This window comes from Pectobacterium polaris (assembly GCF_002307355.1).
GTDB classification, from domain to species: Bacteria; Pseudomonadota; Gammaproteobacteria; order Enterobacterales; family Enterobacteriaceae; genus Pectobacterium; species Pectobacterium polare.
The window spans coordinates 742,616-766,631 of sequence record NZ_CP017481.1; the positions used below are offsets into that span (position 1 = coordinate 742,616).

At 52.4% G+C, this 24,016-nt stretch carries 17 protein-coding genes; 8 read left to right on the forward strand and 9 right to left on the reverse strand.

All coding sequences use genetic code 11. The annotated features are described in order from the left end of the window. Positions 1–528: 528 nt before the first annotated feature. From tssI to BJJ97_RS03370, 4 genes are all read left to right on the forward strand, one after another. Positions 529–2,499: a type VI secretion system Vgr family protein gene (tssI, locus tag BJJ97_RS03350; RefSeq protein ID WP_095993061.1), complete on the forward strand. Its 1,971-nt coding sequence runs from the start codon at positions 529–531 to the stop codon at positions 2,497–2,499. Further along, positions 2,492–3,358 (forward strand): DUF4123 domain-containing protein, encoded by an 867-nt coding sequence (locus BJJ97_RS03355; protein ID WP_095993062.1) that lies wholly within the window; start codon positions 2,492–2,494, stop codon positions 3,356–3,358. The genes tssI and BJJ97_RS03355 overlap by 8 nt, the downstream gene beginning before the upstream one ends. Positions 3,359–4,059: 701 nt before the next feature. Next, positions 4,060–4,950: a hypothetical protein gene (locus BJJ97_RS03365; RefSeq protein ID WP_095993064.1), complete on the forward strand. Its 891-nt coding sequence runs from the start codon at positions 4,060–4,062 to the stop codon at positions 4,948–4,950. An 89-nt stretch (positions 4,951–5,039) separates the two neighbouring features. Further along, positions 5,040–5,306, forward strand: coding sequence for a type VI secretion system PAAR protein (locus tag BJJ97_RS03370; RefSeq protein WP_095993065.1), 267 nt, complete (start codon positions 5,040–5,042; stop codon positions 5,304–5,306). A 97-nt stretch (positions 5,307–5,403) separates the two neighbouring features. Here BJJ97_RS03370 and glgP read toward each other — a convergent pair whose 3' ends face one another. The 5 genes from glgP to glgB all read right to left on the reverse strand — a co-directional run bounded on the left by glgP (position 5,404) and on the right by glgB (position 14,862). After that, a complete protein-coding gene (gene glgP, locus BJJ97_RS03375) occupies positions 5,404–7,851 on the reverse strand; it encodes a glycogen phosphorylase (protein ID WP_039484807.1) in 2,448 nt (815 codons plus the stop codon). A gap of 75 nt (positions 7,852–7,926) precedes the next feature. Further along, the gene (gene glgA / locus BJJ97_RS03380) at positions 7,927–9,366 is read right to left on the reverse strand and encodes a glycogen synthase GlgA (RefSeq protein WP_095993066.1); all 1,440 of its coding nucleotides are present in this window, start codon (positions 9,364–9,366) and stop codon (positions 7,927–7,929) included. Between the two features lie 28 nt (positions 9,367–9,394). Then, positions 9,395–10,672 (reverse strand): glucose-1-phosphate adenylyltransferase, encoded by a 1,278-nt coding sequence (gene glgC / locus BJJ97_RS03385; protein WP_014916899.1) that lies wholly within the window; start codon positions 10,670–10,672, stop codon positions 9,395–9,397. Positions 10,673–10,707: 35 nt separating this feature from the next. Beyond that, on the reverse strand, positions 10,708–12,684 hold the full coding sequence (gene glgX / locus BJJ97_RS03390; protein ID WP_095993067.1) for a glycogen debranching protein GlgX: 1,977 nt from the start codon (positions 12,682–12,684) through the stop codon (positions 10,708–10,710). Then, a complete protein-coding gene (gene glgB, locus BJJ97_RS03395) occupies positions 12,685–14,862 on the reverse strand; it encodes a 1,4-alpha-glucan branching enzyme (RefSeq protein ID WP_095993068.1) in 2,178 nt (725 codons plus the stop codon). It abuts the gene before it with no gap. A 386-nt stretch (positions 14,863–15,248) separates the two neighbouring features. Here glgB and BJJ97_RS03400 point away from each other — a divergent pair, with 386 nt between their 5' ends. Next, entirely contained in the window at positions 15,249–16,967 is a 1,719-nt protein-coding gene (locus BJJ97_RS03400; protein WP_095993069.1) for a sensor histidine kinase, read from the forward strand. A gap of 83 nt (positions 16,968–17,050) precedes the next feature. Continuing rightward, positions 17,051–17,542, forward strand: a complete 492-nt coding sequence (locus tag BJJ97_RS03405) for a hypothetical protein (protein ID WP_095993070.1) — start codon at positions 17,051–17,053, stop codon at positions 17,540–17,542. A 173-nt stretch (positions 17,543–17,715) separates the two neighbouring features. Here BJJ97_RS03405 and asd read toward each other — a convergent pair whose 3' ends face one another. After that, entirely contained in the window at positions 17,716–18,819 is a 1,104-nt protein-coding gene (gene asd, locus BJJ97_RS03410) for an aspartate-semialdehyde dehydrogenase (protein ID WP_095700835.1), read from the reverse strand. 299 nt (positions 18,820–19,118) lie between these two features. Between asd and BJJ97_RS03415 the strand changes: the two genes are divergently transcribed. After that, complete coding sequence (locus BJJ97_RS03415) at positions 19,119–19,712, forward strand: YhgN family NAAT transporter (protein ID WP_039484765.1); 594 nt, start codon at positions 19,119–19,121, stop codon at positions 19,710–19,712. A gap of 375 nt (positions 19,713–20,087) precedes the next feature. On the opposite strand, the gene BJJ97_RS03425 is transcribed toward BJJ97_RS03415, so the two are convergent. Further along, positions 20,088–21,464 carry a GntP family permease gene (locus BJJ97_RS03425; RefSeq protein WP_039484767.1) on the reverse strand — a complete coding sequence of 459 codons (1,377 nt, stop codon included), beginning with the start codon at positions 21,462–21,464 and terminating at the stop codon, positions 20,088–20,090. 158 nt (positions 21,465–21,622) lie between these two features. Here BJJ97_RS03425 and BJJ97_RS03430 point away from each other — a divergent pair, with 158 nt between their 5' ends. Further along, on the forward strand, positions 21,623–22,135 hold the full coding sequence (locus BJJ97_RS03430) for a gluconokinase (protein WP_095993072.1): 513 nt from the start codon (positions 21,623–21,625) through the stop codon (positions 22,133–22,135). Between the two features lie 9 nt (positions 22,136–22,144). On the opposite strand, the gene gntR is transcribed toward BJJ97_RS03430, so the two are convergent. Next, complete coding sequence (gene gntR / locus BJJ97_RS03435; RefSeq protein WP_039484773.1) at positions 22,145–23,140, reverse strand: gluconate operon transcriptional repressor GntR; 996 nt, start codon at positions 23,138–23,140, stop codon at positions 22,145–22,147. Positions 23,141–23,301: 161 nt separating this feature from the next. Next, complete coding sequence (locus tag BJJ97_RS03440) at positions 23,302–23,997, reverse strand: pirin family protein (RefSeq protein ID WP_095993073.1); 696 nt, start codon at positions 23,995–23,997, stop codon at positions 23,302–23,304. Positions 23,998–24,016 lie beyond the last annotated feature (19 nt).

Sequence of the window (24,016 nt, forward strand, 5' to 3'; positions counted from 1 at the left end):
ACGTCTAACATCCGCAACATACTCTTATCGTACTCGGTTCTCCGATGATGATTGAGCTTTTTTGATTCGCCCTCTAATTTATTCTCAGTGATATTATTTCAATATTAATCAATGGGCTTGCTTAGTTTTAGTCCTTTTTTTGTGCTATTGACTCTGAAAAAATCTTGTTATCCTTTACGCGTACTTTCTTAAAAGGAATAGCGTCAAAGATGCCACATGGAACGTTTTCATTACTCTTCACACCGTTTCAACCCTGCGACCTTCTTGTCTCCCACGACGTGAACACACAGCATCTCTGCTCAACGTAAACTTTCTGCGCTTTTCACCCATGCTGCGTTTTCAACCAATATAGCGTTTTTATAACGTCTTATTTTCTCAACGTGATGCTTTATCAACATGAACTGTGGCGTGAGCAGACTCAGACCACAGCTCAGGTTTTTATTTTAATCAGGATAGCGACGTGCCGCTCCGGGGGAACCCGAGGCGTGCGGTAGCCATGGCAACGGCGAAGGAAGAAGGAGAGGACGGGTGGCAAACGGTACAGGATTACAGTTCACCGTAAAGGTCGGTGCCTTGGAGGCAGGCACTTTCGCGGTGGTGGATTTCAGGCTGGATGAAGGGCTGAACCGGCCTTTTAGCCTGTCGCTGAGTCTGGCGAGCGCGTTGCCGGATGTTGACTTCGGCGCGGTGCTGGACCAGCCGTGCGAGCTGATGATTTGGTATGAAGGCGAACTGAAACGTCGGGTCAGCGGGATTGTCAGTGGCTTCACGCAGGGCGACACCGGATTCCGCCGCACGCGCTATCAGGTGGAAGTCCGTCCAGCCCTGTGGCGACTGGGATTACGCACCAACGCCCGTATCTTTCAGGCGCAGAAGCCGGAAGCGATTATCGGTGCACTGCTGGAAGAAGCCGGTATCACCGACTACGCCTTTGCGCTGCGCCACGAGCACGCAGTGCGCGAATATTGCGTGCAGTACAGGGAAAGCGATTTAGCCTTTATCACCCGGCTGGCCGCTGAGGAGGGAATGTATTTCTTCCACGAATACGAAGAGGGCAAACACCGGGTGGTATTTGCCGACGATGCCGGTGCGCTGACCAAAGGCCCTGAGCTGTTCTTCAATCTGGCGACGCAGGGGCTGAGTGAGGGCGAATATGTCCGACGCTTCCACTACGCGGAGCGGGTGAGTACGGCCGAAGTCGAGTTGAAGGACTACAGCTTCAAAACGCCGGCTTACGGGCTGTTGCACAAGAAAATGAGCGGCGAGCTGGAGCACCAGCGCGAAAGCTATCAGCATTACGACTATCCGGGTCGCTATAAACAAGACCCGAGCGGCAAGGCGTTCAGCGGCTACCGGCTGGATGCGCTGCGCTCAGGGGCGGTGACGAGCGAAGGGGAATCCAACTGCGCGGGGCTGATGCCGGGCAACACCTTCACCTTGACGGAGCACCCGAATACGACGCTGAATGCAGTGTGGCAGACGGTGAGCGTGACGCACGTCGGGCAACAGCCGCAAGCGCTGGAAGAGGAAAGTGGCGGCGACCCGACGACCATGAGCAACAGCTTTGCCGTGGTGAAAGGCACGACGACATGGCGTGCTGCCATGCCATACAAACCGATGGTGGACGGCCCGCAAATCGCTACCGTCGTCGGCCCGACGGGGGAAGAAATTTACTGCGACCAGTATGGTCGGGTAAAACTGCAATTCCCGTGGGATCGCTACGGTGCGAGCAATGACCAGAGTTCCTGCTGGGTGCGTGTCAGTCAGGGCTGGGCAGGCGGCCAGTACGGCATGATCGCCATCCCGCGTATCGGCCATGAAGTGATCGTCAGTTTTCTCGAAGGCGATCCGGATCAGCCGATTGTGACCGGGCGAACCTTCCACGTCACTAATCCATCGCCCTACCCGCTGCCTGTCAACAAAACGCGTACCACGCTTCGTTCCAAAACCCATAAAGGCAAAGGATTTAACGAACTCAGTTTTGAGGATGCGACCGATAACGAAGAGATCTTCCTCCATGCCCAGAAAAATATGGCAGTGCGGGTGCTCAATTCTAAAGATGAGCGCGTGGACTATAACCGCACAACGAGCATCGGGAATGATGAAGAACTGGTGGTCGCCAACGATCGTAAAGTCACGGTGGAAGGTAATCAGGATCACAAAACCACAGGCAATCATTTGTCGTTGACCGAAGGCGATCGGGGCATACAGGTTAAGGGCGATCTGACGCAGAAAATCAGCGGCGTATTCAGCGTGGACAGCAACGGCGATCTGACATTGCAAAGCGGCAGCAAATTAACACTCAGGGTCGGAAGCAGCTTTGTCGTTATCCACGCCGGTGGGGTGGACATCAAAGGGCCGGCTATCAATCTGAATTCAGGCGGCAGCCCGGGTGATGTGGCACTCCCCGCCGATCCGGCGATATTGAAAGCGGCCGCCGCCGCAGGGACGATGTTTGTGGCGCACTGTCCAGCAAAGGAGAAAGAAAACAGTGAGTGAGATAACACGCTGGGCAATAGTGGATGCAGCGGTAGAACCCGAATTATTTTCGATGCTGGAACAATTAGACCCACCCCATGCCAGTTTATACGCGGAGCCGGTACCGGAAGATATTGGGCGATTGGCACCGCACCTGGTGCAGGTAGATGACAGGGTCTTTCACTGGCTGAATCAAAGGAAAACACCTTGGGGTATCTTGTTGGAAACAACGTCTGAAATGAAAGTATTGCGGCAACACTTGCGTAAATATCTACATGTACAGATCCCCAATGAAGCAAAACCTGTATTTTTCCGTTTTTATGATCCGCGAAATATTTGGTCTTTTTGCGATGTGATGACAGAGTGGGAACTGTTCTGCTTCATGGGGCCAATGGAAAAAATCATGACCATTTATGATGGAGCAGTACGAGAAGAGACTTTTAATTCAGTTCGTGCTCAGTATCCTCTCACGGCCAAGAGCAGGATGAAACTTCTAAAATTCAATCAATCACAACTTGACATTCTAAACAACCATTCAGAAGCTAGATATATTGATGATATTTTTTCTAAAACACTTGTTAAATATAAAGAAAAAATACATCACATTTCTCACAATAGTAACCAAATTGATCCTGAACAGGACTTTTATTTCTACAAAGACTCTCAGGAAAACTCGACAACTTTCTCAGTAAAACATATTGTCAGTGAGTGTTATTATTTTTGTAAAGAGCATAACATCAATGATGACCACTCAATTCGTGAGTTAATTCATTTATTAATAGAAAAAGATTACTATTCATTAGAACAAGCCCTGAGTTTTGGAGAAATTCTTTGCTCCGTGAAGAACTACCGGGTTACTATCGCGTTAGTGATTTATTAAAAGATGTTCTAGGTGAATATTCTGCCTGAGAGGGATAGGCATGACTGGAGCATCGTACTTACCCACGGTTGAGTGGGCGTGCTAAATTTAGCGAAAGGACTTTTTTCTCTCATTCTATCATATAGGGATATGTAATGAATAAATCATCTACTATTGGCATCTTTTTAATACCCACATTTATTTGGTTATCGATAGCATTGGCATATGTTTTTTTTTGCGGTGATAGGGATGTGGATACATATTTTTTTAATAGCTGGGATTTTGTCGCATGGATTATTTTCGCAAGCTACACAATAATTTGCAGTGTTGTTTCTATCTTTTTTTTCTTAATAATGAAAAAGTATTATATCGTTACGATGATAATCATTATTTTTATATTTTCTATTACAGTAACAGATTTTGATTACATATATTCGTCTTTATTTTTCATTATTATGTTAAGCATTCCACTCTTTGGTTCATTGACCTTACGGTATCTGCGTAATAAACAGGTTCATTATAAGTAGACTAGCGATGAGGACAATGAACATTAATGCCGTTCATTAGAAAATCTTAAAGTAAGTATTTTACATCGAACTCAACTAATTATAGTTCTCATTTGTTATTTTTAGATATAGCGTCGTTAAAAAATGTTATTACTTATAGCTATTTTACCAGGATAATTTCATGTTAGACAAGTTGAAATAAAAAGGAATTTTAATATGCAGCCTGAAAATAAAACTGAAGAATTACTCGAGTATATTTCAAAAAAAGATTCTCTAACTGTAGAACAAAAAAAACAAGAAATTGAAAAGTTTTCACACCCTGATAAAACTTCGAATTATAATGCTGGTCAAGCTTGCGCCACATGCCCGCCATCCCATGCCAGAAAAGAGTTTGTAGATGAGCTTATTAACTCTTTAGAATCTAGATATGCTGTCACTATTTATACCGCTTATCCAGGAACGCCGTTAAATGATAACGATGGAAAACCAGAGTTTAAAGAGGGAAAAAGAGTCGTATCTGAAGCTGGTCATATGTGGCTAGAGATCTCTAAACTTCAAAAAAATAATATTAACACTTCAAAATCTTATGGCTTTGCACCAAAAAAATCAGGAGTTACAGGTGATGGTTCAGTCACAAACAAAGATACTCATCATTATGAAAACCCTTATTACAGAAGAAAAATAGAAATAAAAAAAGACCAATACAATAAATTAAAAGAATTTGGAGACACCGCAAGCAATAAATCTGAAAAATATTTCGATCTTTATTATAACGGAGCAACAAATAGTTGTATCGATTTCACATGGCAAGCATTACGCCACGCAGGGTTAATTCCAGAAAGTACATGGAATGATTTTAGTCGTTATAATAAGGAGAAGAAAAAAGCAGGAAAATTTGACGGCGATCTTAAGGTCATTAATAACATTCCACATATAAAATCTATTCCAACACCATTTCCTGATAGTGAATTAAACTCGGAGAAATATAACAAAAAACCAGATAGAACAATGCTGCAATGGATTTTGTCTCAAAATGATGACGTTAAAAACAGTGAAAATATAGGAATAGCAAGCAGGCAAAATGACTGCGCAATCAACCATGTTTGACAGCTATAGATAAGCTGAAAAAACAACGCTGAGTCTGAATGGGCAAATCGTATTTGCAACGGAAAGTACCCTACGAAAAGGAACGCAATGTGGGTAACGCAGTAAAATTCGGCGATAGCGACACGGGGCATGGGAGTCATCCACCGACACCTGTCGCAGCGGGTTCATCAACGGTTAAGGTTGATGGTTTGCCGTTGGCTCGTCAGGGCGATCCGCTGTCTCCTCACGGCCATGACCGGAGCATTAGCAGCGGTTCATCCAGCGTACTCGTTGATGGTAAACCAGCAGCACGCACGGGTGATGCAGTAAGCTGTGGGGGCGTGTTGATTGGTGGGGGAAGTGTGAATATCGGATGATATACCACAGCGCTTCCCCCATCTTTAGTAAACAGGCGCTCATTGAGCGCCTGTTGTCTTTTTAAAAATTAACCGTCAATGGAGAGGTCTTCTCTCATCACAACCGTATCGGCTTAATATTCCAGATATCTTCTGCGTATTCGCCGATGGTGCGGTCAGATGAGAAATAGCCCATGTTGGCAATATTCTGGACGGCACAGCGCGCCCATTCGTCCTTTTTCTCATACAACTCATCAACCCGGTCCTGTGTATCCACATAGCTGCGATAGTCTGCCAGTAGCTGGTAGTAATCGCCAAAATTCACCAGTGAATCAAACAGATCGCTGTAACGTCGGCTATCATCAGGGCTGAAGACGCCCGTGGTGATTTGCGTCAGCACGCGGTGCAACTCTTCGTCCTGATCGTAATATTGCCGTGGGTTGTAACCGTTCTGACGCAACGCTTCGACCTGATCGGCCGTGTTGCCGAAGATGAACATATTCTCTTCGCCAATATGCTCCAGCATTTCGACATTCGCCCCATCCAGCGTGCCGATCGTCAGCGCACCGTTCAGAGCAAACTTCATATTACTGGTCCCGGATGCTTCCGTCCCCGCCAGCGAGATCTGTTCAGAGAGATCCGCCGCCGGGATGATCATCTGTGCCAGACTCACGCTGTAGTTCGGGATGAAGACCACTTTCAGCCGATCGTGCAGCGTCGGATCGTTGTTGATCACCTTCGCGACGTCGTTGATCAAGTTAATAATGTGCTTCGCCATGTAATAGGCTGATGCAGCTTTGCCCGCAAAAATGACGACACGCGGCACACGCTCGATCTCGGGGTCATCCTTAATACGGTTATAGAGTGTGATGACGTGCAGCACGTTCAGCAGTTGCCGCTTGTATTCGTGAATACGCTTAATCTGCACATCAAACAGCGATTCCGGATTAACCACAATATTCAGGTTTTCCGCCATATAGGTCGCTAAACGTACTTTGTTCTTCAGCTTCACCTTGCTGATTTTCTGCACAAATGCCGGATAATCGATGTGCTGTTTCAGTTCGCTCAATTGGCTCAGATCGGTGCGCCAGGTCTGCCCAATGGTGTCATCCAGCAGCTTGGAGAGCGATGGGTTGGCCAGCGCCAGCCAGCGCCGCGGCGTCACACCGTTGGTTTTATTGCAGAACCGATTAGGGAAGAGGCGGGCGAAATCGGCAAACAGAGACTGCACCATCAGATCCGAATGCAGCTCCGATACGCCGTTCACCTTATGGCTGGCAACCACAGCTAGCCATGCCATGCGTATTTTACGCCCGTTGTTTTCATCAATGATGGAAACCCGCGCCAACAGTTCATTGTCATCGGGGACTTCTTTCTGGACGTACTCCAGAAAATGTTCGTTAATTTCGAAAATCAATTGCAGATGGCGCGGCAGGATTTTACCCAGCATATCAACCGGCCAGGTTTCCAGCGCTTCCTGCATCAGCGTGTGGTTGGTGTAGGAGAAGACTTTCCTCACCACAGTCCACGCCTCTATCCACTTGAATTTATGCTCATCAATCAGCAAACGCATCAGCTCAGGAATAGCGAGCACCGGATGCGTATCGTTCAGGTGGATGGCGAACTTCTCCGCCAAATTGTTGTACGTTTTATGCATCATCCAGTGGCGGTTGAGAATGTCCTGCACCGTGGCGGAAACCAGGAAGTATTCCTGACGCAAACGCAGCTCGCGGCCTGAATAGGTGGAATCATCGGGATACAGCACGCGCGACACATTTTCCGAGTGGTTTTTATCTTCCACCGCTGCAAAATAGTCGCCCTGATTAAATTTACCCAGATTGATTTCGTTACTGGCCTGCGCGCCCCACAGACGCAGCGTATTGGTCGCATCGGTATCAAAGCCGGGAATGATTTGGTCGTAGGCGCACGCAATAACTTCTTCCGTTTCCAGCCAGCGCATTTTGCTGCCTTCCTGCTGGATTCGGCCGCCGAAGCGCACTTTGTAGCGTGTGCTGTGGCGCGGGAATTCCCACGCATTACCGTATTCCAGCCAGTAGTCCGGCGATTCCGCCTGTCTGCCGTTAACGATATTCTGTTTGAACATACCGTATTCGTAGCGAATACCGTAGCCGCGCCCCGGCAGCGCCATCGTCGCCAGCGAATCCAGGAAACAGGCAGCCAGACGCCCCAGACCGCCGTTCCCTAAGCCGGGATCGTTTTCTTCCTGTAGCAGATCGTCCAGTTCCAGCCCCATGCCATCCAGCGCGGCTTTCAGATCGTCGTACAATCCCATCGCCAGCAGCGCGTTCGACAACGTCCGCCCCAGCAAAAATTCCATCGACAGGTAATAGACCTGCCGCACATCTTGCGAAAGCTGTGCCCGATTCGAGCGCAGCCAGCGCTCCACCATCCGGTCACGCACGGCCAGCAGCGTGGCGTTCAGCCAGTCATGTTTATTCGCAATGGAAGGATCTTTCCCTACGCTAAACATGAGCTTATAAGCAATAGAGTGTTTCAGCGCTTCCACACTGAGCGTTGGTGAAGTATAGATAAACGGCGAGTTCATAATATTCATTCCCAAGTGAGTGTTACCCTACCCTGTCGTTTTCAGATTGCACGAGGATGACGCGCAGTGGGAAAACTAGTGGGTATACAAGCGTTGATATAGCGCACCATAAGCCTGAGCAGAAACCTGCCAACCAAAATCCATCGCCATCGCCTGACGCTGCACATAGCGCCATAGCGTGGGTCGGGACCACAACACAAACACACGACGAATCGCGCGGGATAGCGATCCCACACTGCAATCGTTAAAGACGAACCCACTTGCCAGCCCATCCGCCAGATTCTCCAGCGAACAGTCCGATACCGTATCCGCCAGCCCGCCAGTTCGGCGCACCAGCGGCAACGTGCCATATTTCAGGCCGTAGAGCTGCGTTAACCCACAAGGCTCAAATCGACTCGGCACCATGATGACATCCGCGCCGCCAATAATGCGGTGCGAGAAGGACTCGTGATAGCCAATCTGTACGCCAACCTGACCGTGATATTCCGCCGCCGCCGCCAGAAAGCCCTCCTGCAAATCCGCATCCCCAGCACCCAGCACCACCAGTTGTCCGCCCTGTTCAAGCAGGTCCGGCACCGCGCTTAGTGCGATATCGAGCCCTTTCTGGCTGGTCAGGCGACTGACGATGGCAAAAACCGGTGCCTTGTCGTCTACCTTCAGGCCCATCGCCGTTTGCAGATGCCGCTTGTTTGCGGCTTTGTCCGCTAAAGCATCTCGGGAGTAATGGCTGGTAAGTAAAGGATCGTGCGCAGGATTCCAAATCGTTTCGTCTACGCCATTAAGGATGCCGGACAGCCGTCCTTCTTCTTCGCGCGTTTTCAGCAAGCCTTCCATGCCGTAGCCATAAGCCGGCAGCGTAATCTCATGCGCGTAGGTTGGGCTCACGGTCGTAATATGGTCAGCGTAGTACAATCCCGCCTTGAGGTAGGAAATCTGGCCGTAAAACTCCAGCCCGTACACTTGGAAGAACTCGCTCGGCAGTTGGAGATTTGGCATATGCCGGGCATCAAACAGCCCCTGATAGGCCAGATTGTGAACGGTAAAGACCGATTTCGCCGGATGGTTGCGCGCCGCCATATAGGCGCAGGTCAGCCCCGCGTGCCAGTCATGGGCATGCACAACATCAGGTCGCCAATACTGATCCAGCCCGCCTGCCATTTCGCATCCCATCCACCCTAGCAGCGCAAACCGCAGGTAGTTGTCGGCATACGCATAAAGCGCCGGGTCGTGATAAGGGCTACCCGCGCGTTCATACAGCTCAGGCACGTCAATCAAATAAATACCGACGCCGTTAAAATGGCCGAACAGCAGCGTGACGTGTCCCGCGAAGGTATCCAGCTCACGCACGACCTGTAGGTTGGCGATGCCTTTTTTCAGATCGGGGAAGGCAGGCAGGATGACACGGGCATCCATCCCCGCCGCAATCTGCGCGCCGGGCAACGCACCAGCCACATCCGCCAGTCCACCGGTTTTCAATAATGGAAATAGCTCCGAACAAACATGTAAGACCCGCATTATTACTCCCGTTTTGTTCCGATGGTGTTTACAGCTTTTCCAACATTGATCGCGTGACCAGCACGATCCCCTCTTCCGAACGGTAAAAACGGCGGCTATCCTCTTCCGCGTTTTCACCAATCACCATGCCTTCCGGCAAGTGGCAGGCGCGATCGATCACACAACGGCGTAAACGGCAGGAGCGCCCCACGTTGACATCCGGCAGGATCACCGTCGAATCGATACTGCAAAACGAATTCACCCGCACGCGCGGGAACAGCACGGAATGCGTGACGACAGAACCGGAGACGATGCAGCCCCCGGATACCAGCGAGTTCATCGTCATGCCGTGACTGCCGGAACGGTCTTGGACAAATTTGGCGGGCGGCAGCGATTCAATCGCAGAACGAATCGGCCAGTGCCGATCGTACACATCCAGCTCCGGCGTAACGGATGCCAGATCGAGATTGGCGCGCCAGTAGGCTTCCAGCGTGCCGACATCCCGCCAATACTGGTGTTCATCTTCGCCCGACGTGACGCACGACAGCGTAAAAGGATGCGCCCAGGCCAGACGCTGCGAGACAATCTTCGGAATCAAGTCCTGCCCAAAGTCGTGGGCAGAATCTGTCGCGTTACGATCTGCTTCCAGTAATTGATAAAGATAGTCCGCATTAAAAACATAGATCCCCATACTCGCGAGCGCCATATCGGGGTTATCTGGCATCGGCGTCGGGTTATCCGGCTTTTCGGAAAAATCGAGGATGCGATGCTGTTTGTCCACGCTCATGACGCCAAAGGCGCTGGCCTCTTCTATCGGCACGGGCAAGCAGGCGACCGTACATTCCGCGCCCTTCTCCACGTGATCGATGAGCATACGTGAGTAGTCCATCTTGTAGATGTGATCGCCCGCGAGGATCACCACATACTCCGCACGGTAGCGCCGAATAATGTCGAGATTCTGACAAACCGCATCCGCCGTTCCCCGATACCAGTGATCGGTAGAATGGCGCTGCTGCGCAGGAAGCAAATCGACAAATTCGTTCATTTCCGCATTCAGAAATGACCAGCCGCGCTGAATGTGCTGCACCAGCGTATGCGACTGATATTGCGTAATCACGCCAATACGGCGGATGCCGGAATTCAGGCAGTTAGAGAGCGCGAAATCAATAATGCGAAATTTGCCGCCAAAATGGACTGCGGGCTTGGCACGCAATGCCGTTAGCCCTTTCAGTCGCGTTCCACGGCCTCCGGCCAAAATTAATGCCACGGATTTCAAAGGGAGCTGTCTTGCCAACATCAGAGGGTCATGCTTGTCGTTATTCACCATGGCTATCTCCTGATTATTCTTTTAATGGCTTGCGCTTAGGCGGTTTGTTTTATCAAGACGCCTACCGCCTGCGCTTGTCCGTGCCAAACTCCACCCTCAGGCGGATTCGTCTCATCAAACGGCGGTGAAACCTGCCAGTGGCCTTCTGGCAAAATGAACGCTCCGGCATGCAAGCTGGCGTTAAACAACACGAGCCAACGACCGGAAAGTAAAATCTGTAGCTGATGCTCCCCTTGCTCCCACTGTTGCGGCGTCAAAGGCTGCCCTTCTCGGTTCAGCCACTGCACCGCGCCATCCCCTTCTTGCCACCACGCTTCCTGCTGTAATGCCGGAATCGTGCGGCGTAACTGGATCAATCCGGCGACAAATTCACGCAGTGCGCTATTCGCGTTTTCCCAGTGCAGCCAGGTCAATTCGTTGTCCTGACAGTAGGCGTTGTTGTTGCCTTGCTGACTGTGTCCCAGCTCATCGCCTGCCAGCAGCATCGGTGTTCCCTGTGACAGAATCAGCGTCGTCAGCAGCGCCTTCTGGCTGGCCAGTCGGCGTTGAAGGATGTCGTCGTCCACTTCCAGCCCTTCCGTACCGTGGTTATTGCTGAAATTGCTACCTGTGCCGTCGCGATTGCCCTCGCCGTTGGCGTCGTTGTGCTTGTGGTTAAAACTCACCAGATCGCGCAGCGTAAAGCCGTCATGGGCCGTCAGTTTGTTGATAGAGGCGTAAGGCAGGCGGTCGCGCTGCTGGAAGATGTCGCTGGAGGCAGCAAAGCGGCGGGCAAATGTGCCAAGAGAAATGTCACCATGCAGCCAAAAGCGGCGCATGTCGTCACGGTAGCGGTCACTCCACTCGGCAAACGGCGTCGGGAACTGACCGAGCTGATAACCGCCATGCCCGATGTCCCACGGTTCAGCGATCAACTTGCAACCCTGTAAGCGGCTATCATTTTTCATGGCGGACAGCAGCGGCGCGTCGGCGGTAAAATCTGGGGTACGCCCCAGCACCGTTGCCAGATCGAAGCGGAAACCATCAACGTGGCAGACCTCGCGCCAGAAGCGCAGGCAGTCCATCACCCAGTCCATTACCGCTGGATGATTCAGGCGCAGCACATTGCCGCAGCCGGTCCAGTTATGGTATTCGCCGTTGTCACCCAGCCAGTAGTAGCTACGGTTGTCGATACCGCGCTGGCACAGCGTGGGGCCTTCGACGTCCAGCTCGGCGCTGTGGTTAAACACCACATCCAGAATCACCTCGATACCCGCGTGATGCAGCGCTTTCACCGCATCGCGAAATTCATTCAGCGCGTCGTCACCCGCAGCCAGACTGTTATCGACGGCAAACGGCAGCAGCACGTTATAGCCCCAGTAATTACGCAGCCCCAGTTGCTGAAGCCGGGGTTCATCGGCATGCTGCTGCACCGGAAGCAGTTCCAGCGCTGTCACACCCAGCGACGTCAGATAATCAATCATCACCGGATGGCCTAACGCCGCATAGCTACCGCGAATGTCTTCGGGAATATCGGGGTGCAGTTGCGTCAGCCCGCGAACGTGCGCCTCATAAATCACCATCTGATTCCAGGGCGTGTGCGGATGCTGGTCATCCTGCCAGTCGTAATCCTCAGCCGTAACGACGCACTTCGCCATGATGGCAGCGCTATCGCGCTCATCCCGCTGGTCAATCCCGCCTTGCAGGCAAGCGTCATCCACCACCCAGCCATCAAGCTGGCGCGCACAGGGATCCAACAGCAGTTTATGCGGATTGAAGCGCAAACCCTGCGACGGTTCGAACGGCCCATCGACCCGGAAACCGTAGCGTAGCCCCGGCTGTGCATCAGGGAGATAGCCATGCCAGATATCGCCGCTGCGTGCCGTCAGCGCGATGCGCTGTTCCTGCTGACGTTCGTCAAACACGCACAGCTCAACCCGCTCGGCATCTGCCGAAAACAGAGCGAAATTCACGCCCTGTCCATCGAAACTGGCCCCCAGCGGCGTCGGCTTGCCCGTCTGCAATTCCGCCATTTATGTCTCCTTCACCAGATACAGCGTGGCAAGCGGCGGAATGGTCAGAACCAGAGAATGCTGACGCTGGTGGCTGGCCTGCTCCTCGCTGTAAATCGTCCCGACATTGCCCGAATCACTTCCGTTGTAGTGAACCGAATCGGTGTTGATCGCTTCTCGCCAGCCGCCAGGCTGGTTAATGCCAATTCGATAGCCATAGCGCGGCACCGGCGTGAAGTTGCTGACCACCAGCACTTCGTTGCCCTGCTCATCACGCCGGACAAAGGCAAAGACCGAGTTTTCCCGGTCATCCACCACCAACCATTCAAAGCCCTGCGGCTGAAAATCCAACTGATACAGCGACGGCTGCTGGCGATAGTAGTGGTTGAGATCGCGCACCAGTGTCTGTACGCCGCGGTGCCAGCCTTCCGGCTCATCCAGCAGATGCCAGTCCAGACTGGCGTCGTGGTTCCACTCACGCCCTTGCGCAAATTCGCCGCCCATAAACAGCAGCTTCTTGCCGGGATATGCCCACATAAAGCCGTAATACGCGCGCAAATTGGCAAATTTCTGCCAGACATCGCCGGGCATGCGATCCAGCAACGAGTGCTTGCCGTGCACCACTTCATCGTGAGACAGCGGCAGCACGAAATTCTCGCTATAGGCGTACAACATGCCGAATGTCAGCAAATCGTGATGGTATTTGCGGTGAACCGGATCGAGTTGCATATAGGTCAACGTGTCGTGCATCCAGCCCATATTCCACTTGTAGTGAAATCCTAAGCCGTTGCAGTCCGGCGGCAGTGTGACGCCCGGATAATCGGTGGACTCTTCGGCCAGCGTGATCGCCGCCGGCGCCGCATGACCCAGCATGTGGTTGGTGTAGCGTAGAAACGAGATAGCTTCGAGGTTCTCTTTACCGCCGTAATGGTTCGGCACCCACTCGCCTTCGCTGCGGCTGTAGTCGCGGTAAATCATGGAAGCCACGGCGTCGACCCGCAGGCCGTCGATGCCATAACGCTCCATCCAGAACAGCGCATTGCCCGCCAGATAGTTACGTACTTCATGGCGGCCATAGTTATAAATCAGCGTATTCCAGTCCTGATGATAGCCTTCGCGCGGATCGGCATATTCATACAGCGCGGTGCCGTCAAACTGCGCCAAACCGTATTCGTCGCCGGGAAAATGCCCCGGAACCCAGTCCAGCAGGACGTTGATGTCCGCCTCATGGAGTGCATCAACAAACGCTCTGAACTCCGACGCAGTGCCGAAACGACGGGTTGGCGCATACAGCCCGAGCGGTTGATAACCCCAGCTACCATCGAACGGATGTTCGTTAATTGGCATCAGCTCCACATGCGTGAAGCCCATGTACTGCACATAATCAATCAGCTGATTCGCCAGTTCCTGATAGCTCAGCCAGAAATTGTTATCCGTATGCCGCCGCCAGGAACCGAGATGAACTTCATAAATGGAGATCGGTGAACGCAGATCGTTCGCCTCACGCCGAGCGTCGCTGGTCGGGACTTTCTCGGGCAGCGGTGTAATCAGCGATGCGGTATCCGGGCGCATCTGCGCTTCGAACGCATACGGGTCGGCCTTCAGCCGAACACTGCCGTGGCTGTCGATCATTTCATATTTGTAGAGCTGCCCCGCTTTCACATCGGGCAGAAACAGTTCCCAAATACCGTTTTCCTGTCGCAGTCGCATCGGGTGACGTCGGCCATCCCAGAAGTTGAACTGCCCCACCACGGAAACGCGCTGAGCATTCGGTGCCCAGACGGCAAAGCGCGTGCCTTCAACACCGTCCAGCGTTTCCAGATGTGCGCCTAACCGCTCGTAAGGCCGCAGGTGCGTGCCTTCGGCCAAAAGCCAAATATCCATATCCTGCAACAGCGGGCCAAAGCGGTAGGGATCTTCAATCACCCAGGTTTCTTCACCCCAGGTCACGGCCAATTGATAGTGAAAAGCACTTTTCCGACGCGGCACCAGACCACAAAAAAAACCGCGTTCGTCTACACGATCCAGCTCGACGATTTTTCGTCCATTGCTGGCATCCACAACCCAGACTGCCTGCGCATCCGGCAGCAGTGCCCGAACTTCAAGACCTTTGGAGGAATGATGCATACCTAACAGCGAAAACGGGTCGGCATAATGCCCGGAAATAAGTGAATTAATCGCCTCAGAAAACGCTGACATGGTATCCATCCTCTGATTAACCATTTGAATTAAATAAATAAGTAATATAAAAAACGCATTACGCTGCGCTTATATTCTCCCGTTACTTATTTTTAACAAAAAACCAATAAAAATAACGGGTTATTAGCTTGCTAATGAATAACGGCGACGTGTAAAAATAATGAATACTATGAAAGAGTTCTTGAACCACGCCCCTAATTCAGCGTAGTCAAAGAACGGAGAAATATCCGAGAACGGATGAAATTTTTCCGTTTATATTTATATGAATAAGTTATGACAGAAGATGATTAGCATCTTTTGTTCAAAGATCGATTCGTCCGCTAGCAAAAAGCAGTACAATTTGGCGATTATGTATGTTGCAAATTGTGTGTGAAGAGACCCCGCCCATGGTTAGCCAGGTTGATCTGATTCTTTCCCTTTTACAGCAGATGTGCGTTTATCTGGTTATCGCCTATCTGCTCAGTAAAACACCGCTTTTTATCCCGCTGATGCAGGTCACCATCCGCCTGCCGCACAAGCTGGTCTGCTATCTGGTTTTTTCCGTGTTTTGCATTATGGGAACCTATTTCGGCCTGCATATAGACGATTCTATTGCCAATACCCGCGCGACGGGTGCCGTGCTCGGCGGCATGCTGGGCGGCCCTTCTGTCGGTTTTCTCGTCGGGTTAACGGGCGGATTACACCGCTATTCGATGGGCGGCATGACCGCGTTAGCCTGTATGCTGTCGACGATTGCCGAAGGCTTGCTCGGCGGGCTGTTACACCGCTATCTGGCACGCCGCAACCGCATCGATCTGCTGTTTCAGCCCCTCGTCGTCGGCCTGACCGCGCTGGTTGCGGAGATACTGCAAATGGCGATTATCCTGCTGGTCGCCCGTCCGTTTGATAACGCGGTTGAACTGGTTCGAGATATCGCCTTACCGATGATGATCACCAACACCATCGGTGCTGCCATGTTCATGCGCATCCTGCTCGACAGACGCGCCATTTTTGAAAAATACACTTCCGCATTTTCCGCCAAGGCGCTGCAAATCGCCGCCCGCGCCGAAGGGGCGCTGCGTCAGGGATTTAACCCGCAAAACAGTATGCGCGTCGCCCGTATTTTGTATGAAGAGTTAGGCGTGGGTGCCGTAGCCATTACCGATCGCGACAAGTTGCTGGCCTTCATCGGACTGGGCGACGACCACCACAACGTCGGCGCGCCTATCACGTCATCACACACCCGTCGGGCGATAGACAACAATCAGGTGGTATACGCCGACGGCAACGAGGTGTCTTATACCTGTTCGGTTTCATCACACTGTAAACTCGGCTCCACGCTGGTGATCCCGCTGCGGGGCGAAGATCAGCGCGTTGTCGGCACGATCAAGCTTTATGAGCCCAAGAATAAGCTATTTTCCAGCATTAACCGCACGCTGGGGGAAGGGATCGCTCACCTGCTTTCCGCACAGATTCTGACGGGCCGTTTTGAACAGCAGAAACAGCTGCTGGCCCAGTCGGAAATCAAGCTGCTACACGCGCAGGTCAACCCGCATTTTCTGTTTAACGCACTGAATACGCTGTCCGCGGTGATACGACGCGATCCTGCCCACGCTCGCCAGCTGGTGCTGTCCCTATCGACGTTTTTCCGTAAAAACCTCAAGCGCAGCAACGATGAAGTGTCGCTTAATGACGAGCTGGAGCACGTTAACGCCTATCTCGAAATCGAAAAGGCGCGCTTCGCCGATCACCTGACCGTAGACATTTCGCTGCCGGAAGCGCTGCGTGAGGCGCGATTACCCGCGTTTTCCCTGCAACCGATTGTCGAAAATGCGATTAAGCACGGTATCTCGCAGATGATTGAAAACGGACACATCCACATTAGCGGACGCCTGCACGCCAACACGCTGGAACTGTCAGTCGAAGATAACGCTGGCACCTATCAGCCCCGCAGCGGCGGCGATGGGCTAGGTATGAATCTGGTCGACCGCCGCATCAAAGCACGCTACGGCAACCGCTATGGCATCACAGTAGTCAGCGAAGCGGATAAATTCACCCGCGTAGAAGTTCGCGTCCCACTGATCTCACCCCGTCAGGCATTGGAACAGTTGGATAGCGTGGCGTGATGGGGAAATAAAGGCGTTGCGGATTAGGTGGCAGGCTACCGTGACGGCAGAGAAAAATCAGTTTATCAATACAAGGAAGCGTTATGACCGATACCGCACTTTATGCTGCATTTGAACAGGCAGTGCCCGGTTTTTCAGCACAAGATATCATTACGCAAGCATTGGATAAGTCGCATGGCGAATATGCACAGGTCTATTGGCTGGATGATTTATTGGGGGAAGATTTTCTTTGTTATATCGAATGGAAAGAATTTGATCTTCAGGCTCTGGAGGCTTTAACCCCTATTAAGCAAGCTGGGATCGCGTTATCTATAGACAGTTTGTTTGACGAGCAGGGTTTCCCAATCGGAGACATCACTCCTGAAGAGTTCTTTTATGATGCATCCGGTTTTTACCTGCCAGTGTTACAGCAACAGTTACAACAAGCCGAATTGCAGTTGCTTGAAGTTGGATTACTTCAGAACGGCGAAGTCTATTTACATGAGAATCCACGTTTTATCTGCACCACGACGGCTAAAGATAACGTGGATCGGCTAAACCAGTGTCTGCAACAAAGAGGTCTGGTACTTTGCTGAAAATATCAGTGAGTGATACCCGTCATACGGCAAGCCGCTTGTGCGCTAGACGTTCTGAAATATCCGGCCCGTCGCGGTTCTCGAAGACATACGCGTGAAGAAATACGAGTAGAAATATGGCGCAACACCAACCGATGTTGCGCCAGAAAAGCAGCAGAACTATAGCAAGATAACTACAGCAGGATGCGCAGCATACGGCGCAGCGGTTCAGCGGCTCCCCACAGCAGCTGATCGCCGACCGTGAAGGCGGACAGGTATTCCGGCCCCATGTTCAGCTTACGCAGACGACCCACCGGCGTGGAGAGCGTGCCCGTTACCGCAGCAGGCGTCAGCTCACGCATGGTGATATCGCGATCGTTCGGCACCACTTTCACCCAGTCGTTGTGGGTTGCCAGCAGCTGTTCGATTTCCGGCAGCGCTACGTCTTTTTTCAGTTTGATGGTGAACGCCTGGCTGTGGCAGCGCAGTGCGCCGACGCGTACGCAGAGACCGTCAACAGGAATGACGCTGCTGGTGCTCAGAATCTTGTTAGTTTCCGCCTGACCTTTCCACTCTTCGCGGCTCTGGCCGTTATCCAGCTGTTTGTCGATCCACGGGATCAGGCTACCAGCCAACGGTACGCCGAAGTTATCGGTCGGCAGCGAACCGCTACGGGTCAGCGCGGTTACTTTACGTTCAATATCCAGAATCGCAGAGGCCGGATCCTGTAGCTCTTTCGCCACTTCACCGTGCAACGAGCCCATCTGGGCCAGCAGTTCACGCATGTGACGCGCACCGCCGCCAGAAGCCGCCTGATACGTCGCAGCAGAAACCCACTCCACCAGATTATTCGCAAACAGGCCGCCCAACGACATCAGCATCAGGCTGACGGTACAGTTACCGCCGGCAAAGGTTTTGATGCCTTTATCCAGACCCTGCTGAATCACACCGTGGTTCACTGGATCCAGAATAATAATCGCGTCATCTTTCATACGCAGTGAGGATGCGGCATCGATCCAATAACCCTGCCAGCCACTTTCACGCAGCTTTGGGTACACTTCATTGGTATAATCGCCGCCCTGACAGGTAATGATGATGTCCAGCGCGCGCAGTGCTTCGATATTATAAGCATCCTGCAACACGCCTTTATGACCGCCCAACGCCGGAGCAGGTTCGCCGTGCTGAGAAGTCGAAAAGAATACCGGGTGAATCACATCAAAGTCGCGTTCTTCCACCATGCGCTGCATGAGAACCGAGCCGACCATACCGCGCCAGCCAATAAAACCAACATTTTTCATGGTAACTGTCCTGCTTTGGGGGTAACAAAAAGAATTCTGGCTAACGTCGATAGCGCTTAGTGATTGCTGGCTCGGTGATCTCCCGCAGAAGTCGCGCGCGCGTCGTGTCGTAAACCTGTAAATAATCGTGTCATTCAACCTTACAAAATGTACATAAAGTCGCAAGTGAATTTATTCGATAGTACGCCCTTTTTCAGCAGTCATTCTAATATCATCAACCTGACGCAGGATAATCACGTTGGTCAGCCCGTAAAGATGGCCCAGGTCAGGAAACAAGGTTTCGGGAGTAAAAAACCAAAATGACAGAAATGATCTCCGCAACAGTGCTGCTGTTGCTCATTATGGATCCACTCGGCAACCTGCCGATTTTCATGTCCGTACTCAAACACCTCGACCCCAAACGCCGACGTGTGGTGCTGATCCGTGAAATGCTGATCGCACTCGGACTGATGCTGATTTTCCTGTTCGCCGGTGAACACATTCTGGCGTTCCTGAATCTGCGCACCGAAACCGTGTCGATTTCCGGCGGTATCGTGCTGTTCCTCATCGCGATTCGTATGATTTTCCCTTCGCAGGAAGGCAATAGCAGCGGTCTGCCTGCCGGAGAAGAGCCGTTTCTGGTGCCCATGGCGATTCCGCTGGTCGCGGGGCCATCGATCCTCGCGGCGCTGATGCTGCTTTCCCACCAGTATCCCAATCAGCTACCTCACCTGACGCTGGCGCTGTTTATCGCCTGGACGATTTCGTTCATCATCCTGCTGATGTCTGATTTGTTCTTGCGTTTGCTGGGTGAGAAAGGCGTGAGTGCGCTGGAGAAATTGATGGGCCTGATTCTGGTGATGCTATCGACGCAGATGTTCCTCGACGGCATACGTGCGTATATGAAGCTATAACCGCTCCGGTGCCCCCTGTGTCTTATACATAAACGCGCAAATTATTATGGGGGTTGACGTTATCTGGCGTAAAAATTATGCAGCGGTGGGCATGACCACCGAGTGAGCGGCAAGGACGCCGCGAAAGACTGTGCCGCGCCGGGAGCGCGTCACAGTCGGCTCGAAAAGTGGTTATGAACGCCGATGGCACCGCGTAGCGGCATAATTTAGCCAAAAGCCAGGGGGTCATGGGGCGAGCGGCGTTTGAGCCGCCCCATGTCGGGCGCGTGCTACGAAGTAGCATGAAAATAACGACATTATCGCGCACGAAACCTTCTCTCAGTCGGCATGAAAATGTGACTAAAAGCCCCCGCAACAAGGAGGGGGCTAAACACATCAAAGAAGAATACTCCCCACTAACGCGATCAGGAACGCGATGGTGCCGAGCAGCGTTTCCATCACCGTCCAGGTTTTCAGAGTTGTCTTCTCATCCATTTCGAGGAAACGGCCAACCAGCCAGAAGCCTGAGTCGTTCACATGCGACAGCACGGTCGCACCGCCCGCAATCGCTACCACGATAAAACAGAGATCGAACTGGCTAAGGCCAGGTGTCGCCGCTACCGCCGGTGCCATCAGCGCCGCCGTGGTTGTCAGTGCTACCGTTGCGGAACCCTGCGCTACACGCAGTGCAGCAGACACCACAAACGCCGCCACAATCACCGGCATACCGGTATCCGCCAGCGCGCCAGACAGCGCATTGCCGATGCCGCTGGAACGCAGAACGCCACCGAACATCCCGCCCGCACCGGTGACCAGAATAATCGAACAAACCGGACCCAGCGCGCCTTCACAGATCTTCTCAAGGTGTCGACGGCTATGCTGACCGCTAAACATAATCATGGCGAACAAGACCGTAATCAGCAGCGCAATCGGCGTTTTCCCTAACATACGCAGGAACTGCACCAGACCGCTATCGCCGCTGATGACGCCCATTACCGTCAGGGTATTCAACCCGGTATCGAGGAAAATCAGGATAAGCGGCAGCAACAGCACCCACATCACCACGCCAAACGCTGGCGGCGTATGCTTCTCATCCGCTTTGACTTCGGTCAGGAAGGTAGACGGCAACGGCAAATGGAATTTCTTACCTGCCCACAGGCCGAACAGATAACCGCCCAGATACCAGGTAGGGTAAGCAATCACGGCACCAACCAGTACTAACAGGCCAATGTTGGCACCCAGCAGTTCACTGGCAGCAACCGGACCGGGATGCGGTGGCAGCAAGGCGTGCATAACGGCAAACGCGCCCGCAGCAGGGAACGCATAGGTCAGCGTTGAGCCGCCAAAACGTTTCGCCACGCTGAAAATAATCGGCAGCATCACGATCAGCCCGGCATCGAAAAAGATCGGGAAGCCGAACAGCAGAGAGGCAAGACCCAGTGCGAAAGGCGCACGTTTCTCACCAAATTTATTGATTAGCGTATCCGCCAGCACATTTGCACCACCAGTCACTTCCAGCAGGCGACCAATCATTGCCCCCAGACCAACCAGCAAGGCAACAGATGCCAACGTACTGCCGAAACCACTGAGCAGCGTAGGAACGAGTTTCTCAAAAGGGGTTTTCGTCGCTAGCGCCGTGATCAGGCTCACCAACGTCAACGCCAAAAACGCGTGGACGCGGAAGCGCATAATCAGCACTAGTAACAGTGCGACTGCACCAGCGGCAATGGTCAACAACACACTGGCGCTATAGGCGGAGGTGATTTCTGTCATCGTTAATAATCTCTTTAGGGCACTCGGTCTGGGTTGGCTAATTGTTTGTGAGGTGTATCACACCATCATTTGATACCGGTAACATGATACGGGTAACATGTTAAAATCAGGAACTATCAAACACCATTTAATTTACATTTTGAGATAGAGATCAAATTATGTCAGGTCGAAGCATTATTCTGATGGGCGTATCAGGCAGTGGAAAATCCTCAGTTGGCGCTGAACTTGGCCGCGCCATTCAGGCAAAATTTATTGACGGCGACGATCTGCACCCGCGCGCCAATATCCAGAAAATGGCCAGCGGTACACCGTTGAATGACGACGACCGCGCACCGTGGCTGGAGCGTCTCAGCGATGTTGCCTACAGTCTGGCGCACAAAAACGAGACCGGCATCATCGTCTGTTCCGCGCTGAAAAAGCGTTACCGCGACCGCCTGCGCGAAGGCAACGAAAAGATGGTGTTTATCTATTTGAAAGGCAGCTTTGAGCTGATTCTGGAGCGGCATAAAGCCAGAGCAGGTCACTTCATGCCGACAGACCTACTGAAAAGCCAGTTCGATGCGCTGGAAGAACCGGGCACCGATGAGCCGGATGTCCTGAAAGTCGATATTGACGGCACTCGGGAAGACGTCGTGCAGCGCTGCGTTGACGCACTGCGCGCGGCAGGCTAACACTGCGGCTTAGAGGCTTTCGCCGTCCAGCACGGTAAAGCCGACATCGACCCTATCCTGCGCGACTGGCTCGCCCCGCAGACGAGCCAGCAGTTGTTCGGTGCCGACGCGTCCCATATGTTCACGCGGTGTCAGTACGCTAGCTAGCTTCGGCACCATCGCCTGACCAATGTCGTGCCCGTGGAAGCCGGCTACGCCAATGTCATCCGGCACGCGCAATCCCTGTCGCTGACATTCGAACATCGCACCGACGGCTAAGTCGTCATTGGTACAAAATACGCTATCAACCTGCGGGTATTCTGCCTGCGTCTGCCGCAGCAGTTCGCCACCGAGCGAATAGGAAGACGCCTGCTCGCTCATCACGCAATAGCTCTTAAGCCCACTTTCCCACATCGCTTGCTCGTAGCCCTGACTGCGCATAATCGTACGCTCATCCTGACGCGCGCCGAGATAGACGATATGACGATGCCCCAGCGCGACCATACGCAATGTCATCTGCCGGGCAGCTTCAACATTATCAAATCCGACGGCCATATCCAGACAGGGCGAGACGGAATCCATCAGCTCGACGACCGGAATGCCGGCAACGTCCAGCATCTGGCGCGTCCGCGGCGTGTGGGTACGTTCGGCCAGAATAAGCCCATCGATGTGATACGACAGCAGTGACGTCAGACGCTGTTCTTCTCTGTCAGGATGATAGCCATAGTGCGCCAGCATGGTTTGATAGCCGTGCGCTTCTGCCGTGCGTTCAATCCCGCGCAAGACTTCGGCGAAAACCTGATTGGTTAATGACGGCAGCAGCACGCCAATCGCCCGGCTGGTGGAGCTGGCGAGCATATTCGGCGCGAGGTTGGGGATATAGCCCAGCTCATCCAATGCAATAGCGATCTTTTCCTGCAACGCGGCGGATACCTGAGCGGGATTACGCAAATAACGGCTTACCGTCATTTTGGTAATTCCAACGCGGTCAGCAACGTCCTGGAGAACGGGTCTTTTTTTCTTCATCGTCGACTAAAATGCCTGAAAAACAGTAATCTAAGTCTAACAAAAAAAGCATAAAGAAAGTAAAGGCAAAGGGGAAGAATCTGAATGATGACGTCAGGCCGTGACAAATAAAAAGCCCGCGTCCTTTCCTACGCGGGCTTCTTCACTTTTCTCACTCGCCGTTATACTGGCGGCAGATCAAACAGCAGGATTTCGCTGTCCTCACTGGCGTGTACGGAGATCGCCGTTTCGTCCCAGACCGCGAATGCATCGCTGGCTTCCGCTTTCTGGCCGTTAATCTCTACCGTACCGCGCACCACCTGAACCCAGACGCGGCGACCGGCCTGAATCTGATACACCGATTGCTCCTGCGCTTTCAGCGCCCAACGCCACAGCGTCATGTCCTGAAAGACTTTCAGCGAGCCTTCACGCGCATCCGGGGACAGCACCAGCTGACGCCCTTGCTGCACATCAAAGCGCTTCTGCTCGTAGCGCGGCGTCAGCCCGGTTTTTTCCGGCAGAATCCAGATTTGATACAGATGCAGCTGTTCGTCTTTGCTGGCATTGTATTCAGAGTGACGAATGCCCGTGCCCGCACTCATAATCTGGAATTCGCCCGCTGGCACCTGCTCTTTATTTCCCATGCTGTCCTGATGTTCAACCGCACCAGACAATACATAGGTCAGAATTTCCATATCTTTATGCGGATGCGTGCCAAAGCCCTGACCGCCTTCGATATAGTCTTCATTAATGACACGCAGTGCCGAAAATCCCATGAAATCAGGATCGTAATAATCGGCAAATGAGAACGTGTGCCAGCTGTCGAGCCAGCCGTGATTCGCATGTCCGCGATCTTGCGCTTGACGTAAATAGATCATGTTATTTCCTCCCGCGTTT

Bases quoted from the DNA above. Each gene is read 5' to 3' on its own strand.
- glgP (WP_039484807.1), bottom strand. From the start codon at position 7,851: ATGAACTCGCCGTTTATCTATACTTCACCAACGCTCAGTGTGGAAGCG.
- glgC (WP_014916899.1), bottom strand. From the start codon at position 10,672: ATGGTGAATAACGACAAGCATGACCCTCTGATGTTGGCAAGACAGCTC.
- glgA (WP_095993066.1), bottom strand. From the start codon at position 9,366: ATGCGGGTCTTACATGTTTGTTCGGAGCTATTTCCATTATTGAAAACC.
- BJJ97_RS03405 (WP_095993070.1), top strand. From the start codon at position 17,051: ATGACCGATACCGCACTTTATGCTGCATTTGAACAGGCAGTGCCCGGT.
- BJJ97_RS03440 (WP_095993073.1), bottom strand. From the start codon at position 23,997: ATGATCTATTTACGTCAAGCGCAAGATCGCGGACATGCGAATCACGGC.
- BJJ97_RS03425 (WP_039484767.1), bottom strand. From the start codon at position 21,464: ATGACAGAAATCACCTCCGCCTATAGCGCCAGTGTGTTGTTGACCATT.
- gntR (WP_039484773.1), bottom strand. From the start codon at position 23,140: ATGAAGAAAAAAAGACCCGTTCTCCAGGACGTTGCTGACCGCGTTGGA.
- BJJ97_RS03415 (WP_039484765.1), top strand. From the start codon at position 19,119: ATGACAGAAATGATCTCCGCAACAGTGCTGCTGTTGCTCATTATGGAT.
- BJJ97_RS03430 (WP_095993072.1), top strand. From the start codon at position 21,623: ATGTCAGGTCGAAGCATTATTCTGATGGGCGTATCAGGCAGTGGAAAA.
- glgB (WP_095993068.1), bottom strand. From the start codon at position 14,862: ATGTCAGCGTTTTCTGAGGCGATTAATTCACTTATTTCCGGGCATTAT.
- asd (WP_095700835.1), bottom strand. From the start codon at position 18,819: ATGAAAAATGTTGGTTTTATTGGCTGGCGCGGTATGGTCGGCTCGGTT.
- glgX (WP_095993067.1), bottom strand. From the start codon at position 12,684: ATGGCGGAATTGCAGACGGGCAAGCCGACGCCGCTGGGGGCCAGTTTC.
- BJJ97_RS03365 (WP_095993064.1), top strand. From the start codon at position 4,060: ATGCAGCCTGAAAATAAAACTGAAGAATTACTCGAGTATATTTCAAAA.
- BJJ97_RS03400 (WP_095993069.1), top strand. From the start codon at position 15,249: ATGGTTAGCCAGGTTGATCTGATTCTTTCCCTTTTACAGCAGATGTGC.